The organism is Psychrobacter sp. PP-21 (assembly GCF_033790785.1).
GTDB lineage: Bacteria > Pseudomonadota > Gammaproteobacteria > Pseudomonadales > Moraxellaceae > Psychrobacter.
The window spans coordinates 97,619-113,856 of sequence record NZ_JAMYEB010000004.1 but is presented as its reverse complement, the minus strand read 5'-3'; the positions used below and the strand labels follow the sequence as shown (position 1 = coordinate 113,856).

The window sequence follows — 16,238 nt, the reverse complement described above, 5'->3', positions numbered from 1 at the left end:
ATATTTTAGAAAATATTAGTATGGATTGGTTATCTATATGGTACGCCCAGTACACTAACATAATAATCTCTAAAAATGGTGCACGGGGCGAACCATACGTCAACTAGGCTATTAATCGAGCTTACTCAAGCTCAAATAATCAAACCAAAACTACCCAACCTCAACACTCGTTACGTTCTGAAAGCCTCTTGGCAGCTGTCCACCCCGGTTGCCGCGACTACCTGTATAGTTAGCCAAATCATTCGGCTTTAGAGTCACATGGCGTTTGCCAGCAGTAATGACGAGGCTGTTTTGTTGATTCAGTGGCGTGATGGCGAGTACCTCTTCGCCATCTTTTAACTTGATCAGCTTATTTCCTTTACCGCGAGCCTGTTCAGGCAAATCATCGAGGGCAAATATCAGTAGATATCCGGCATTAGTTACCACAGCGACATGATCAGGACTTATATCTAGCTTGGTGGTCTCGTCATCAGTACTATCTGCCATTTTTACTGGTGCATCGATACGAGCAACAGACAGCAGACGGCTATCAGCAGCTAGATTAATGACATTTTTACCTGCCTTTTGATTGCTGTCTAAATTACCAAGAGTGTTGATAAAACCATAGCCCTGCGAGCTGGCAAGAATGATGCGCTGATCGTCAGCACCCGTCAGTAGCTGCTCAAAGCTGGCACCTGCTGGCGGCTTCAATACACTAGTTAGTGGATCACCTTGACCGCGCGCTGAGGCGAGGTTGTGCGCATCGATACTGTAGCTGCGTCCAGTACTGTCAAGTACGTAGATTTTTTCATTGGATTTACCGCGCACATGGGCTTGATAGCTGTCACCTGAACGATAGCTCATACCAGCGGCGTCTACGTCATGACCTTTGGCAGCACGAATCCAGCCTGCTTTCGATAAGATAGCAGTAATAGGCTCACTCGGCACCAGATCAGACTCTTTTAAGGCTTGTGCTTCTTCACGTTCTGCTAATGGTGATACGCGCTCGTTGCCATGTTCTTTCATATCGGCAGTCAGCTCATCGATCATCAGGTTGGTCAGACTGTCTGGGTTATCTAAATACTCTTGAATGATGGCACGCTCGGTAGCCAATTCGTCTTGCTCGCGGCGCAGCTCAATTTCCTCTAGCTTTGCTAGCTGACGCAGACGAATATCCAAGATTGCATTGGCTTGAATATCAGTTAAGTCATAGTCCTGCATCAGTGTCGCTTTTGGATCGTCTTCTTCACGAATGATGCGAATGACTTCGTCGATATTAAGGTATGCAATCAGCAAACCTGCCAGAATGTGCAAGCGCTTATCGATTTTATCAAGACGATACTGCAAACGGCGAGTGACTACTGAACGGCGACAGATGAGCCATTCTTCCAACACTTCTTTTAGGTTTTTGACCTGCGGTTTACCATTGAGGCCAATCATATTCATATTGACGCGGTAATTGCTCTCTAGGTCTGTACTGGCAAACAAGTGACTCATGACACGCTCGACATCGACCCGCGTCGAGCGTAGTTCCAATACGATACGGCAAGCATTCTCGTGATCCGACTCGTCATGAATATCGGTGATCCAAGGCAGTTTTTTGTCCGTCATAAGCTTGGCTATTTGCTCTTGGATTTTATTGCCTGAGACTTGGTAGGGCAGCGCATCAATGATGACGAGATTCTTTTCTTTGCTATCGATATGGAACGTGGCACGCATTTTATAGCTGCCACGACCAGTCTCGTACATCGCCTGCAAGTCTTTTTTGCTAGTGATGATTTCCGCTGGGGTTGGCAGATCAGGTGCTGGTATCGACTGCGTAATCTGCTTGACGGACAGCTCAGGATTTTTTAATAAACGAATCGCTGCGCGCACCACTTCATTGAGATTATGCGGCGGTATGTCAGTAGCCATACCGACGGCAATACCTGTCGTGCCATTCAAAAGGATATTAGGCAAGCGGGCGGGTAGGGTGGTTGGCTCTTGCATGGTGCCGTCAAAGTTATCTTGCCAATCAACGGTGCCTTGACCGAGTTCTGCAAGCAAGGTATTGGCATAAGCTGACATTTTTGCTTCGGTATAACGCATAGCCGCAAAGGATTTAGGATCATCTGGGCTACCCCAGTTGCCTTGACCTGTGATGAGCGGATAGCGATAGCTGAACGGCTGTGCCATCAGTACCATGGCCTCATAACAAGCGCTATCCCCATGCGGATGGTATTTACCGAGCACATCACCAACAGTACGTGCAGATTTTTTTGCCTTGGAAGAAGACTTTAGGCCAAGCTCGCTCATAGCGTAGACGATACGGCGCTGAACAGGTTTTAGACCGTCGGCGATATTGGGTAGCGCCCGATCCATGATGACGTACATGGCGTAGTTGAGATAAGCCTGCTCAGTGAATTCTGCAACTGAGCGAGTATCCATCGGTTCATTAGGAATGAGTGGAGCAATGGTATTATCAATGACATCAGACATAAAATAGACTTCGCTTATAGATTTTTAATTAGTATGGTTTATATAGTGATGCATAGTGTGAATATGCGTCGCCCGGCTATTGGGTTCGTCGCAACATTCACTTAAAAGTAAGATAGTGCTATCGTAAAGGATATTGAGCCAATTAAAAAGGCGTATGTCAGAATATACGACAGCTCGTGACGTGCCTATGGCTTACTTTTATAGACTTCCAATGTAGCGTTTTGATACGTGGCTTTCGCCCGTTAAGTTGAGTATAGTAAATCTACTATTTGCTTTTAAGTTGTTAATAAACATCCCGCGATATTGGCTACAGATGTGAATGAGCTAGCAAGTTTATACCATTGACAAGGACACGTCGCCATTGATCTATTTACAATAAGGAAAATCTGCTATGTCATCTGATCATTTATCATCAATACCAATACGTAACGCTGCGAAAAACACGACCAGGCATATAGTCAAAAGCTCACCTAAGAACTTACCTAAAAGCACATTCTTGACAGTCACTATCGTTACTATCGCCAGTTTAGGACTTGCAGCCTGCAGCTCATCGCAAAGAGACAGCTCCGTGTCAACTGTGACCAGTAACTCCGTCGGTCAGGACACAGTCGTGGTATCAGAGTCTATGATGATTGCGCCAAACAAGATGAGTGTAACCAGTGCCTCACAGATGATGATACGTGCTGCGCCTCAGTCGGGTATTCGTCCTCTGCCTAGTATAGCAATACAGCCAAAAGCAAGAGACAACTATCAAGAAAACACCGCCAATCCTGTGCACCGTACGATTGATATGGCAGTATCGACACTGTCTATTGATACAGATACCGGCAGCTATGCCAACGTGCGCCGCTACCTAAACGAAGGACAGCTTCCTCCAGTCGATGCTGTACGAGTGGAGGAGTTGATTAACTATTTTAATTATCAATTTGATGATGCTAAACGCGTCAGTAATGCGCCATTTGTTGTGGCAACGGAAGTTGTTGAGTCGCCATGGGACAGCGCAGATCAGAACAATAGAATAGTCAAGATCGGTATCAAAGCGGTTGAGAATAATTGGTCTTATAAGACTGACAAGCAGTCTATGCCGCCTACCAATCTTGTATTCTTAGTCGATGTCTCAGGATCTATGTCGTCGCGTGACAAGCTGCCACTAGCGCAATCCTCATTGAAGCTGCTGACAGAGCAAATGCGTGCTCAAGACAGCATCAGCATTGTGACGTATTCAGGCAGTACTAATGTGACATTATCAGCGACTACGGGTGACCAAAAAGCAAAAATACTTGCTGCAATTGATAGCTTAAATGCGGCAGGGTCAACCAACGGCGAAGACGCTCTAAAGCTGGCTTATAGACAAGCTGAACAAGCAATGAAAAAGAACGGTATCAACCGTATTGTCATGCTGACCGATGGCGATTTTAATGTCGGTATTAGTGATGTCGATGACATGCTAGATGTGGTCAAAGCCAATCGTGACCGTGGTATCTCGTTATCTACTGTCGGCTTTGGTCGCGGTAATCTAAACGACTATATGATGGAGCAAATGGCAGATAACGGCAATGGTAATTATAGCTATATCGATAGTTTAACAGAGGCCAAAAAGGTCTTTGGTGATGAGCTAGCAGCGACATTCAACACCGTTGCCAAAGACGTCAAAGTACAAGTAGAGTTCAACCCTAATGTGGTGAGTGAGTGGCGCTTGATTGGTTATGAAAATCGTGTGCTTGATGAGCAAGACTTTAACAATGACAAAGTCGATGCAGGTGAGCTGGGTGCTGGCAAAGCGGTCATTGCGCTTTTTGAAGTGACACCAACAGGACAAAAAGGCTTATATAGTGATAGGCGTTATGGTACGAGTAGTGATAAAGAGATGGGTTCCAGTATCAATAAAGGTCAAAGAACAAATGAGCTTGGTTATCTAAAGATACGTTATAAGGATCCTACAGGCAGCCGCTCAAAACTGATCAACCAACCGATTTCGAACACCGCTCAGGTACTTACCAAAGCCAATATAGACACCCAATTTGCGATAGCCGTGGCAGGGTTTGGTCAGCGTTTAAACCAGAGCGATTATATAAACAATTGGCAATATGACGATAGTGCCAAGCTCGTGCAGAACACCATCGACGCTAGAGCAAGTAGCGACAAAGATGGTATTCGTCGCAACTTTATAACATTGACTGAGCTGGCCGGTGCGCTTGAGAGTACTCGATAACAGGCCTGTACCATGCCAAAAGTATTACTAAAAGTAAAAAACACACTATGCTCAATTTGGGGGATGCGATTGGCTGATAACTATGTAAGTATTTGATATTTATGTCAATAGTAGCAGTCAAGCCAGTTTGAGAACTCGTGTAGCAATCTTTTATATTGAGTAGTCTGTACAAAGTGTGTATGTTAATGAACAAAGGGCTACTTACCACTATATTGTCCGCTTATCATCGTATGATTATATCTTAGCCTCGCTGACCATTATGATGGCAAGCTTGTGCTCTGATTTTTCGCATAGGTATCATATTGCGATTTGCATGAGTGGACGGTAATGTTTATTAATAGGAGAGAACAGATTATGGAAAATCAAGGTAACATGACTCGTCGTGACGACAAAGTATGGGTAAAAACGTATGAAAAGCTAGGCATTCAGTATGATATCGATATGCCACCAGCCAATACGTCTCTCATCGATATCATTGAGCAAAATTTCATCAACCATGCTGGAAAAACAGCATTTGTCTGTATGGATGTAAAGCTGTCTTACGAAGAGTTGGATCTCTATAGTAAACAAGTCGCCGCCTATCTACAGTCACTAGGATTGCAAAAAGGCGATAAAGTTGCGGTGATGATGCCCAACATTTTACAGCTGCCTGTTGCTGTACTGGGCGTGCTGCGTGCTGGCATGACATTGGTCAATGTCAATCCACTCTACACGACTAAAGAGCTATCGCATCAGTTAACAGATTCAGATACCAAAGCTCTAATCTTACTTGAGAACTTTGCCAAAACTTATGAAGACATCGGTCAGGACTTGGTTGACCATGTTGTTGTGGCTTCAATGGGCGATATGATGAGTCCGCTCAAAGGATTTATTGTTAATGCTGTTGTACGTCATGTCAAAAAAATGGTACCTGACTATCATATCAAAGGCAGTGTTAAGTTTAAAAAAGCAATGAACCGCTTTTCTGCTGCAAACTATAAGCGTCCCAATAACATCGGTCTCGATGATGTCGCTGTACTGCAGTATACCGGTGGTACTACTGGTGTCGCCAAAGGCGCGATGCTAACGCATGGTAACTTGGTGGCCAACCTGATTCAGAGCGATACGTATCTAGGTGATGCTTTTGAGAAGTTTGAGAAGGGTAACGAGCAGCCGGTTATTATGACTGCTCTACCGCTATATCATATTTTCTCGTTTACCGTTTGTGGTATGTATGGCTTATATCGTGGTTGTATTGGTCTACTCGTACCAAACCCGCGTGATCTACCAAGCTTGATCAAAGCATACAAAGATTATCCGCCAGCGTTTTTCCCAGCAGTAAATACATTGTTTACCGCGCTTGCTAACAACGAAGAGTTTCAGTCGTTAAACCATAGTAAGCTTGAGATGTCTATGGGCGGTGGTATGGCAGTACTAAAAGACACTGCGACCAAATGGGAACAAGTAACGGGTAACGTCATCGTTCAGGGTTATGGTCTGTCAGAGACTTCGCCAGTGGCGTCAGCAAACCCACATGGTACAGGCGAGTTTTCAGGTAATATTGGTCTGCCGATGCCTGCCACTGATATGGCAATCTTGGATGAAGAAGGCAATGAAGTTGCTCTAGGTGAGCGCGGTGAGATTAGTATCCGTGGTCCTCAGGTAATGAAAGGCTACTGGAAACGCGAAGATGCGACTGCTGAGGTTATGACCTCGGATGGTTTCTTCCGTACTGGTGATATTGGGGTTATGGATGAGGAAGGCTACTTCAAGATTGTCGATCGCAAAAAAGACATGATTTTGGTGTCTGGCTTTAACGTCTATCCAAACGAAGTAGAAGATGCAATGTCGATACATCCAAAGATTTTGGAGTGTGGTGTTATCGGTATTGATGATGAGAAGAGTGGTGAGGTGCCAAAGATTTATGTGGTACGTAGTGACGATAGCCTAACAGCTGATGAAGTCATCGCTTACGGTAAAGAAAACCTAACTGGCTACAAACGTCCTCGCCATGTTGAGTTTATCGATGAGCTACCAAAATCTAACGTCGGTAAAATCCTACGTAAAGACCTACGTGCGCTCGAAGAGAAGAACAACGGTTAAGCTCTCGATGCTCAGTGTCAGACAACTATTTTATGAATATAGTTATTAGTAACGTTTACTTATAAAATACTAGAATGATCAATGCCGTTATAATCAAAATGATAAGGTTGCTCTATGCTGCCTTATCATTTTTTGTATTCGTAATCTTTGTGAACACTCATGCTCAAGCGGTATAGATAGAGAATTCGTGGCAAAACTGCTATAGTGCCCACCGATATATTTTTGTATTTATTTACAACAGAGTATTGATTTTACTTAGTATGACTTGCAAAACGACTATGATCATTATGACTTTGCCCTACCGAGGCTTAATATCATTTATTATGCGCTAAGTGATGTTTTTCGGTCTACAAAGCTTACGCATGATGCCGCTTGTGAACGGTAAATAGCTTGCGACAAACTACTGTTTATCTACGAGCGTATTATCATAAATCAATTATAAAAAATGGTGTTTTTATATAGAATATTCTATGTCTTCAACGGTAACATTTAGGGAAAATTATGACGGATAACATCAATAAAGAGACGACAGACAATAACGCTGAAACCAATGGCACAGGCAGTGCATCTGAATATACTTATCAGGACAATGCATTTCCTACTATGCCTACCATCGCCAGTGACAGTCCATGGCTGAGCGCGTATGAGCGCTATAGCATCGATGCGACCATCGATATGCCAGAGGATAATACCTCTTTACTTGATGTATTCGAGCGCAACTTTAGCCGTTATGGGCAAAAAACAGCCTATATCTGCATGGGCGCGTCTATTAGTTTTAAGCAGTTAGATCTATATAGTCGCCAGATTGCCAGTTACTTGCAGTCGTTAGGTCTGGTCAAGGGCGATAAAGTTGGGGTCATGATGCCCAACATCTTGCAATATCCAGTCGTGGCTTTGGGCGTCATTCGCGCTGGTATGATACTGGTCAATGTAAACCCGTTATACACCAGCCGCGAGCTGTCGCATCAGTTGCATGACAGCGGTGCCAAAGCATTGTTTATCGTTGAAAATTTTGCAAAAACCTATCAAGATGCAGAAGACAAAGGTCAGGTTGAGCATGTCGTCGTCTGCAAAGTTGGTGACATGCTGGGCACAGTAAAAGGAACCGTGGTCAATCTTGTCGCTCGCCATATCAAAAAAATGATTCCTCCTTATAGTATCCCAAATAGCGTAAGTTTTAAGCACGCATTAGGTGCGGTATCTGCCAGTAAGTATGAGCGTCCTGAATTGAACTTGGATGATGTGGCGTTGCTACAGTATACCGGTGGTACGACAGGTGTGGCTAAAGGTGCGATGTTGTCACATGGCAACCTAGTCGCCAATATGCTACAGGTCAGCGCATTGATGAATAGCGCATTTGATGATGATGTGGATGGCAGAGATGTGATCTTGACGGCGCTACCGCTATACCATGTATTCTCCTTTATGGTGTGCGGCATATGCAGCATGTACCAAGGTTATGCTGGTCTGCTCATTCCTAACCCGCGCGATCTTGATGGTCTTATCAAAGAGATGGGGAAATACAAGCCGTCTTTTATTCCTGCTGTTAATACATTATTTAATGGTCTGGTACATAAAGAGAGTTTTGCCGACTTAGATTTCTCTAATCTAAAAGCCTCTATCGGCGGCGGTATGTCTGTATTGCCAAGCGTCGCCAAAGAGTGGCACAAAATCACGGGCTTGCCGATTGTTGAAGGCTATGGTTTGTCTGAGACTTCACCAGTCGTCGCTTTTAACCCGATGACTATTGCAGAGTTCACAGGAAAGATCGGTATCCCTGCGCCTAGTACTGATGTTGTGCTAATCGATGAAGAAGAAAATGTAGTGGCTATGGGGGATCGCGGTGAGATCTGTGTCAAAGGTCCACAGGTCATGATTGGCTATCAGAACCGTCCGCAAGAGACAGCCGAATCCTTCACCGTTAGTGGCTACTTAAAGACAGGTGACATCGGTATCATGGACGAAAAAGGTTTTATCAAAATCGTCGATCGCAAAAAAGACATGATTTTGGTATCTGGCTTCAATGTCTATCCAAATGAGATCGAAGAAGCCATGAGCGAGCACCCAGCTGTGGTCGAGTGCGGTGCTATCGGTGTGCCAAATGATGAACGCGGCGAAGAGCCAAAGCTGTTCGTGGTCAAAAAAGGCGAGGTCACCGAAAAAGAGCTGCTCGATTACGGCAAAAAACAGCTGACTGGTTACAAGCGTCCACGTCACATACAGTTCGTTGATGAATTACCAAAGTCGAACGTTGGCAAAATCCTACGTAAAGAATTGCGTAAGATGGAAGGCTTAGAATAGCTCTCAACGTCGATTATCCCCTAATGAATGGAGCAATAGCCGGTGCAAATCTTGCTATTGCGCAGCTGCCACGTTAGGATATCTTAAGATTTTAGTCAGCCACGCACCTATTAATTGGTTTATTAGCTATTATATAGTGCGTTTTTATGACACTGCTTTTACAACATCGTACTAGGAATTTTTATGCGTATTGAGAATCGTGAACTTGACCAACTTCGCTCTATCAGCTTTGAGCGCCACTATACTAAGCATGCTGAAGGGTCCGTACTGGTCAGTTTTGGCGATACCAAAGTACTCTGTACGGCTAGTGTCGAATCTGGCGTGCCGCGCTGGCTCAAAGGTAAAGGCAAAGGCTGGATTACGGCTGAATACGGCATGCTGCCACGTGCAACCAATACCCGTAATCAGCGTGAAGCGGCTCGTGGTAAGCAATCAGGTCGTACCCAAGAGATTCAGCGTTTGATCGGTCGTAGCTTACGTGCCATGATTGATTTGAGTAAGCTTGGTGAAAACACCATTTATCTTGATTGTGATGTATTACAGGCAGATGGTGGTACTCGTACAGCCAGTATCACTGGTGCGGCAATTGCACTGATTGATGCGTTAGAAACCATCCAAAAGAGCAAAAAACTTAAAGCAGATCCACTCATCGGATTGGTCGCTGCGGTTTCTGTCGGTATGAAAGACGGCGAAGCTTATCTGGATTTGAACTACGAAGAAGACTCTAGTTGTGACACTGATTTGAACGTGGTTATGACTCAAAAAGGCGAGTTTATTGAGCTACAAGGAACTGCTGAAGAAAAGCCGTTCACTCGTGCGCAAGCAGACGCTATGCTATCAATGGCAGAAAAAGGCATCGCTGAATTGATTAAGATGCAACAGACAGCGCTTGGCTGGTAGTCCAGTTATCATATAGTACGCTGTCTTTATCTCTGGTTTTAATTACTGCCTGTTAGCTTCTGATAGGCAGTTTTTTATTAAAAAATATCTCCTGTGTCTATTAATAGGTAAAAATGCATGCTTAAGCTGACTGACGATGGCGCCAAAATCACCTTACAGGGTCAGCCAAGTACTGCTGACAATGGTATGTTCTGGTTTGGGTCTGCGCTACTGATAGGCGCGGTCGCGGTGGCTATGGCAATGAGTCTACTGTCTGAACGATTGGCGATTGGTGCGCTGGCACTACTTATCATCGGTAGCTTTGTATTTAACAAAAAACGCCAACAGCATAAGAAAGCCATGAGCGGTGTGATCAGCAGTGGCACATTGTGGGTGCGCGCTGGTGAGTTGGTTCACGACAATCTAGGCAAGCGTGAGCATATCCATCTCACTGACAATGACAAAATCGTGATAAATGGTGACACCCTACAGATTGTTGATGATAGCGACGTCCGTAAATACCATATTACAGGTTTTGAAAGTATCCAAGAAGTAAAAGCAACGAAATCTATATTAGAAGGGCAGGCGCTGACCAAACGTCACGTAAATATCAAAATGAAAAGTAACTGATATGATCGCTCACTCTCATACGGTGCGAAATCACAGCTATTATCTTCGTATCATCTAAATTCCTAACCCAAGTGTCATTTTAAATTCTACTCTGCGCGCCTCTCCAATAGTGCCATCCATCATTATATCTGTACCGTCTATCGCCCATCTAAAGCGAATAGTGCTTGCAGACGCCTGTCTAAATGGTTTATAAGTAAGCGTATAAACATTAATCCTACTATTACTTATACTGTCATTGATACTTTCTTGACCAGGAGTTAGTCATGTCGTGTTTGTCTATACCGTCAGTCGCAGCGTCGTGCAGTTTATTATTATTTACCTGTAGTATCACCGGACAAGCCCACGCAGACAGTATGAGTGCACTTATTGCTCAAAAGTCAGTTCAGTCTGATACCCATGCACGCTATATATCCTCTTATCGAGTAGTCCCTGCTGTCAAAGTAAGTACACACTCTACCATTCAACGTGCAAGCTTACCTCGACGCTCTACCGAAGTCTTGCCCACATACAACAATAACTACTCTACGAGTTCTACTTATCAGTACCCTGAGATGCAGCGTCAGGCGCCTCAAGTATTGCCCGCGTTTTTATCAGGCAACTATGACAACGTCGACAGCGAGTATTTGCCGCTACTAAGTAGTGCTGAAATGCAAAGCAGTATGGCTGCGCGTGAGGTGGTGAGTACGGCTCGCAAAATGGCACTTAACGAGCGGACGATTATCAAAGGGGGCTGCTGGGATTATCTGAATGCGGTATTTAATCGGGCAGGGGTGACCCGCAACACTATCCATAAAGGGACGTATGCGCAAGGCCCTTATGCCAGTAGTAGTGACATTGAGGCGGGTGACTGGCTCTACTATATCAATCATGGCTACAATGGTGTCGAGCATAGCGGGCTTTTCGTTGGCTGGGTCGATGAGCGGGCGAAGCAAGCATTGATACTCAGCTACGCTGGCGAAAACCGCCGTGAGCCTGCGCGCTACCGTGTCTATGACTTGAGCAATGTGTATCAGATCATGCGTCCTAGTGTCTAAGAGCAATGTTCAAGCTCAGTATTTAAGAGCAATGTATGAACTCGGGTTTTAGTAGCAAAGCTGAAAAACACCATGAACGCTATCCAATATTTTTAGTTTGTTATAGTGAATTGACAAAAAAGCGTCCCTCACTTTAACCAGTGAGGGACGCTTTTTCGTCGTAGTCGATCAGTAGTAGCTCATTAGTTGTAATGATTGCGACTAGAAAGCATGTTTTGACTGGCGTTTAGAACGGTTTTACCACGACTAGAATGACGATAATCACTAAGGCAAAGACAGGCACTTCATTGAACCAGCGCCAGAATTTATGCGTTTTATAATGTGGATTATCAATCAGCTTTTTGCGATAAAACCCACAAGCGCCATGATAACCTGAGAGTAGTACGACCAACAGCAATTTGACATGTAACCAGCCTTGGGTTTTGTAGACATCCCAGCCCAGCCCTAACATCCATAGACCGAATACCCACGTCGCGATCATCGATGGTGTCATAATACCGCGATATAGCTTGCGCTCCATAATAGAAAAGCGCTCTTGGCTAATGGTGTCATCACTCATCGCATGATAAACAAACAGGCGCGGCAAGTAGAAAATCGCCGCAAACCAGCAGACCATCGAAATAATATGTGCCGCTTTGATCCAATTAAAATAATCTGCCATTATAGTTTCTCTTGCTTAACTTGTATTTTTTAGCGTGGGCTTACTCTGCTAACACAACTTGGGTTTGATGACCGTTCATTGCATCCATTACAGGTAACACTTTAGGTGCTCTTGGGGCAGCAAACTGCTTGGTTAGACCAAGCTCACGCATGAGCCTGTCGTCGCCTGATTGACTTGCGTTTCCGGTCGTCAACAACTTGTCGCCATAAAAGAAAGAGTTGGCACCTGCCATAAAGGCTAAGGCTTGCTCAGAGTCCGATAAACTCTCACGACCAGCAGACAAACGCACGTAACTGGTTGGACAGCAAATACGCGCTACAGCAATGGTACGAATCCACTCAAGTACTGACAATTGACCCTCCGCCAATACCTTATCACCAATTGGTGTCCCAGCAATAGGAACCAACAAGTTCACAGGAATAGATTCAGGGGCCTTTGGCATCTTGAGTAGCTCGTGAACCCAATCAATGCGGTCATCACGGCTCTCGCCCATTCCAACGATATTGCCACTACAGACATTGATGCCAGAGTTGCGCACGTTTTCTATTGTATCCAAGCGCTCGTCATAGCTGCGTGTGCTGACCACTTGCTCATAATAGCTACGCGAAGTATCTAAGTTATGATTGTAATAGTCCAGTCCTGCATCGGCGAGCTGTGTTGCTTGATTGGTATCGAGCATACCTAGCGTCATACAGGTCTCAAGCCCCAATGCTTTGACTTCCTTAACGAGCTCTACCACATAAGGCATATCTTTGGCACTTGGATGCTTCCAAGCCGCACCCATACAGAAACGTGAGGAGCCAGCTGCTTTAGCACGTTTGGCTGCGGCGATGACCTTGTCCACTTCTATGCGTTTTTCTGCTTGTAGCTTAGTTGTATCGCGGTGATGACCTGATTGCGAGCAATAGCCACAATCTTCAGGACAGTTACCCGTCTTAATAGACAGTAGCGTACTGATTTGTACTTCGTTAGCTTTAAAGTGCTCTCTATGAATGGTTTGCGCTTGTAGCAGCAAATCCATTAATGGAAGATCAAACAACTGAGCGATATCGTCACGGCTATATATGGTCGAAGTACTATCATTGATTAGGCTGTCGTCAATTAGGCTATCGGCGTTTGGTTCTGAGATGATAAGCAATCCTGCCATAAGGTAAGTCCTTTTATAAATATTAGGTGGCATTAGGGAAAATCAATATTGTTATCTGTTGTCATTTATAAGGTAACAAAAAAGGTTGCAGTATAGTATACCGCAACCTTTTTGGAAAATCAGAATCCTGCTAGAGAGTATGTATAAATGTCACAGTAGCGCACATAAATAGTAAGGATTTATATTCTGCTCAACTGCATGACAAACTTTTTACTACTTACTATGATCTAATACATTAGCCGTTTATATAACCAGCTCAATACTAAATCTCTGATTTATTTGACCTAACTTGCAATTATTTATTTACCCAATTTGTGCTTAGCAACCCCAACCCAGTGCCCAGCAAGCTGCTGTGCTTTATAAGCATAAGGTTTGGCTTTTTGGAGGTATGGTTTGCACTCTTCTGGTACGGCTGGCACGATATGTTTAGCCAGTTTATTGAACCACATCATTAGGCTGTAGTCACCTTCGATGCTTAGGTTGCCTTCTTGAACAGCTGTCATAAACGCAGGTAAGCTGCCTTTGGTCAATAGCTTTACACCAGTCATAGAGTCTTTAAAAGTGATGGTAAGATCTGCGTCTTTTGCATGTCCACTTTGTTGACTAAACTGTCCGTTATCAAAGTGAAAAGCGCGTGCAATATCAGATTCGGTACTGGCAAACTCAATGGTGACGTTGCGATCAGCAAACAATGCTTTGACATCTTCGTTGTCGCTATCAGCTAACATAGATAGACGGTAGCCAACGATTGCGAGCAATGCATCTAATGGGTCAGATTTGATATCTAATACAGGAATAGTAAACATAGTGGAACTCCTAAAGGATGAGGCATAAAAATAAAGCGTACTTTATACCAGTTTTTATGATAAATATATAATTAGATTATAAACTATCAGCTGCTTTGAACTCTTTAGGAGTTAAGTAGAGTGCGTTAAGCATCTTGTAACATTCGATGTCAGTATTATGAACCAGACAGTGACATATAAAAGATAGGATTAGTGAAAGCGCGGATGGTAATCATCATCGTAAACAGGTGTATGCTCAACATAACGTGCCGCTTCCAGCTCGCGCTGCTGACTTACTGACTGGCTCACATCGTCGTAACGCAAAGCTCGATACAACACCCAACCTGCCAAAGGCAACCAGCTGATACCCATAGCAATGACATAGCTGTGCCACTCTGACAGTGCAGATAACATTGAGCGACCTGCCAAGATATTCTGGATAACCTCAACACTCAGCCAATAAGCCATCCCACCAAACAGATACCACAAAAGCCAACGCTGTGATGATAAGGCGAGTGCCACAATCATCCCTGCCAGCAAGCTATAGCCCAGCCAAGCTGTGCTACTCCATGCCTCTACACCAATAAAAGAAAAAACCGTCATTACCATCATTCATCTCGCTATTCATAAGGTGAACTCCAATGAAGCTATTATGAAAGGTTGTGGAACAAAGCTAAAGAGGGTATAGGCGACTTTGCGACAACCGTTGACGTTTGATTTTTTGGTTTGTTTTTACGATATTTGATGGCTAAATTTTAGGCTAAGCGCCTTGAGGATTGGCGCTTATTTTGAGTGATACGGAAGTGGTTTCGTTTGCTTGAAGGCATTGGTTAGCTAGCAAATTCGCTAATATGGTGGTCAGTTTTAGAATTGACAGTTTGCCAAACGCTTAGACTCGATTGGTACGATTGCCCCACCATGATAGTAAGGACACCAAAACAGCGCCGATCAGCATAAGCCCAATTGTAGTGACCCAATGTGGCCCAGTGGGGTATTGCCATGGCATGACGTTATTGATTGCCTCGCTATTAAGCGCACCCAAAGCATCTACCTTCCACGGCCAGACTTTTACTAGAGAGCCTGCGATAAACCCTGTTAGCAGTGCCAGTGTTGCTTGATAATAGCGGGACAATAACCATTTTAGTGCACGAGTAAATAACAACAATCCAGTCGCCATACCTGCGACGACAGTTAGGATGACGCTTAGATTCATCGTGTCGACTGCTTCTAGTACCGCATCGTAAGCGCCTAACAGTAGTAAAATAAAAGACCCTGATATACCTGGTAGGATCATGGCACAAATAGCGATTGCCCCTGCAAAAAACAAATAGGGCAGACTGGGTGTGGCTGCGAGTAGTGGCAGGCTACTAATGACCACAGCAGTGATCAATCCAATAGCAAACAATGCCATACGGGCTATGTTCCAGTGCTTGATTTCACTCAACAAAATAAATACGGTCGCGACAACCAACCCAAAAAAGAACGACCAAATGAGGAGCGGTTGGTTGTCCAGCAAATGCTTGATGATACCAGCTAGCGTAGCAAAACTTGTGACAATACCCAGTAGCAGACACAACAAAAATGTTGCATCAACATGACGCCAAACCGAGGCAAGACCTTTAATGCCGCCTTCTTGGCGAAATACCTGCCATAGATTGGGACCAATGCTACCAAGTGCATTAATCAAGCGCTCATAGATACCTGCAATCAGTGCAATGGTACCGCCAGAAACACCCGGTACGATATCAGCCGCTCCCATAGCCATTCCTTTGATATAAATCCCAAAGAGCTGCTTTGGGCTATCGTTGCGTACAGAGGCAGTGCTGGTATCTAATGGCTGCGCTGCTGACGGCTGGTTTGGCCGCGGAGATTGTGGTGCCGTCATGAACAGTCCTTTATTCTGTGAAAGTAAGTATGGTTTGAGAGTCGGTGTCATCTAATAATGAGTGACTAATAAGCAATAACAAGTATAAGCAGTGAATGCTACCAAGGTGTTAAACCTTCGAAGTAAAACTACTTCAGAAGGCATGCGCTAACGCATAAAAGCTGG

Annotated in this window: 12 protein-coding genes; 6 read left to right on the top strand and 6 right to left on the bottom strand. The window is 44.4% G+C overall.

Translation table 11 applies throughout. The features are described 5' to 3' along the window. Positions 1-150 precede the first annotated feature (150 nt). Positions 151-2,457: a DNA topoisomerase IV subunit A gene (parC, locus tag NJD71_RS05630; RefSeq protein ID WP_319050968.1), complete on the bottom strand. Its 2,307-nt coding sequence runs from the start codon at positions 2,455-2,457 to the stop codon at positions 151-153. A 568-nt stretch (positions 2,458-3,025) separates the two neighbouring features. On the opposite strand from parC, the gene NJD71_RS05625 reads away from it, so the two are divergent. From NJD71_RS05625 to NJD71_RS05600, 6 genes are all read left to right on the top strand, one after another. Continuing rightward, positions 3,026-4,669, top strand: a complete 1,644-nt coding sequence (locus tag NJD71_RS05625) for a vWA domain-containing protein (protein WP_319050967.1) — start codon at positions 3,026-3,028, stop codon at positions 4,667-4,669. A 354-nt stretch (positions 4,670-5,023) separates the two neighbouring features. Further along, entirely contained in the window at positions 5,024-6,751 is a 1,728-nt protein-coding gene (locus tag NJD71_RS05620; RefSeq protein ID WP_319050965.1) for an AMP-binding protein, read from the top strand. Between the two features lie 501 nt (positions 6,752-7,252). After that, a complete protein-coding gene (locus tag NJD71_RS05615) occupies positions 7,253-9,052 on the top strand; it encodes an AMP-binding protein (protein WP_319050964.1) in 1,800 nt (599 codons plus the stop codon). 183 nt (positions 9,053-9,235) lie between these two features. After that, positions 9,236-9,952, top strand: a complete 717-nt coding sequence (gene rph / locus NJD71_RS05610) for a ribonuclease PH (RefSeq protein ID WP_319050963.1) — start codon at positions 9,236-9,238, stop codon at positions 9,950-9,952. A gap of 117 nt (positions 9,953-10,069) precedes the next feature. Continuing rightward, on the top strand, positions 10,070-10,561 hold the full coding sequence (locus NJD71_RS05605; RefSeq protein WP_319050962.1) for a hypothetical protein: 492 nt from the start codon (positions 10,070-10,072) through the stop codon (positions 10,559-10,561). 263 nt (positions 10,562-10,824) lie between these two features. Next, positions 10,825-11,595, top strand: coding sequence for a hypothetical protein (locus NJD71_RS05600; protein ID WP_319050961.1), 771 nt, complete (start codon positions 10,825-10,827; stop codon positions 11,593-11,595). Positions 11,596-11,821: 226 nt separating this feature from the next. Here the strand turns inward: NJD71_RS05600 and hemJ are convergent, their stop codons facing one another. From hemJ to NJD71_RS05575, 5 genes are all read right to left on the bottom strand, one after another. Then, positions 11,822-12,256 carry a protoporphyrinogen oxidase HemJ gene (gene hemJ / locus NJD71_RS05595; RefSeq protein WP_319050960.1) on the bottom strand — a complete coding sequence of 145 codons (435 nt, stop codon included), beginning with the start codon at positions 12,254-12,256 and terminating at the stop codon, positions 11,822-11,824. Between the two features lie 40 nt (positions 12,257-12,296). After that, entirely contained in the window at positions 12,297-13,403 is a 1,107-nt protein-coding gene (gene bioB / locus NJD71_RS05590; RefSeq protein ID WP_336623807.1) for a biotin synthase BioB, read from the bottom strand. 299 nt (positions 13,404-13,702) lie between these two features. Beyond that, complete coding sequence (locus tag NJD71_RS05585; RefSeq protein WP_319050959.1) at positions 13,703-14,209, bottom strand: SCP2 sterol-binding domain-containing protein; 507 nt, start codon at positions 14,207-14,209, stop codon at positions 13,703-13,705. Positions 14,210-14,398: 189 nt separating this feature from the next. Beyond that, complete coding sequence (gene aciT, locus NJD71_RS05580; protein WP_319050958.1) at positions 14,399-14,791, bottom strand: AciT family ciprofloxacin tolerance protein; 393 nt, start codon at positions 14,789-14,791, stop codon at positions 14,399-14,401. Between the two features lie 286 nt (positions 14,792-15,077). Next, positions 15,078-16,073 (bottom strand): DUF368 domain-containing protein, encoded by a 996-nt coding sequence (locus NJD71_RS05575; RefSeq protein WP_319050957.1) that lies wholly within the window; start codon positions 16,071-16,073, stop codon positions 15,078-15,080. Positions 16,074-16,238: the final 165 nt, after the last annotated feature.

Coding starts and splice junctions, on each gene's coding strand:
- parC (WP_319050968.1), bottom strand. CDS start 2,457: ATGTCTGATGTCATTGATAATACCATTGCTCCACTCATTCCTAATGAA.
- NJD71_RS05620 (WP_319050965.1), top strand. CDS start 5,024: ATGGAAAATCAAGGTAACATGACTCGTCGTGACGACAAAGTATGGGTA.
- NJD71_RS05615 (WP_319050964.1), top strand. CDS start 7,253: ATGACGGATAACATCAATAAAGAGACGACAGACAATAACGCTGAAACC.
- rph (WP_319050963.1), top strand. CDS start 9,236: ATGCGTATTGAGAATCGTGAACTTGACCAACTTCGCTCTATCAGCTTT.
- NJD71_RS05605 (WP_319050962.1), top strand. CDS start 10,070: ATGCTTAAGCTGACTGACGATGGCGCCAAAATCACCTTACAGGGTCAG.
- NJD71_RS05600 (WP_319050961.1), top strand. CDS start 10,825: ATGTCGTGTTTGTCTATACCGTCAGTCGCAGCGTCGTGCAGTTTATTA.
- hemJ (WP_319050960.1), bottom strand. CDS start 12,256: ATGGCAGATTATTTTAATTGGATCAAAGCGGCACATATTATTTCGATG.
- bioB (WP_336623807.1), bottom strand. CDS start 13,403: ATGGCAGGATTGCTTATCATCTCAGAACCAAACGCCGATAGCCTAATT.
- NJD71_RS05585 (WP_319050959.1), bottom strand. CDS start 14,209: ATGTTTACTATTCCTGTATTAGATATCAAATCTGACCCATTAGATGCA.
- aciT (WP_319050958.1), bottom strand. CDS start 14,791: ATGACGGTTTTTTCTTTTATTGGTGTAGAGGCATGGAGTAGCACAGCT.
- NJD71_RS05575 (WP_319050957.1), bottom strand. CDS start 16,073: ATGACGGCACCACAATCTCCGCGGCCAAACCAGCCGTCAGCAGCGCAG.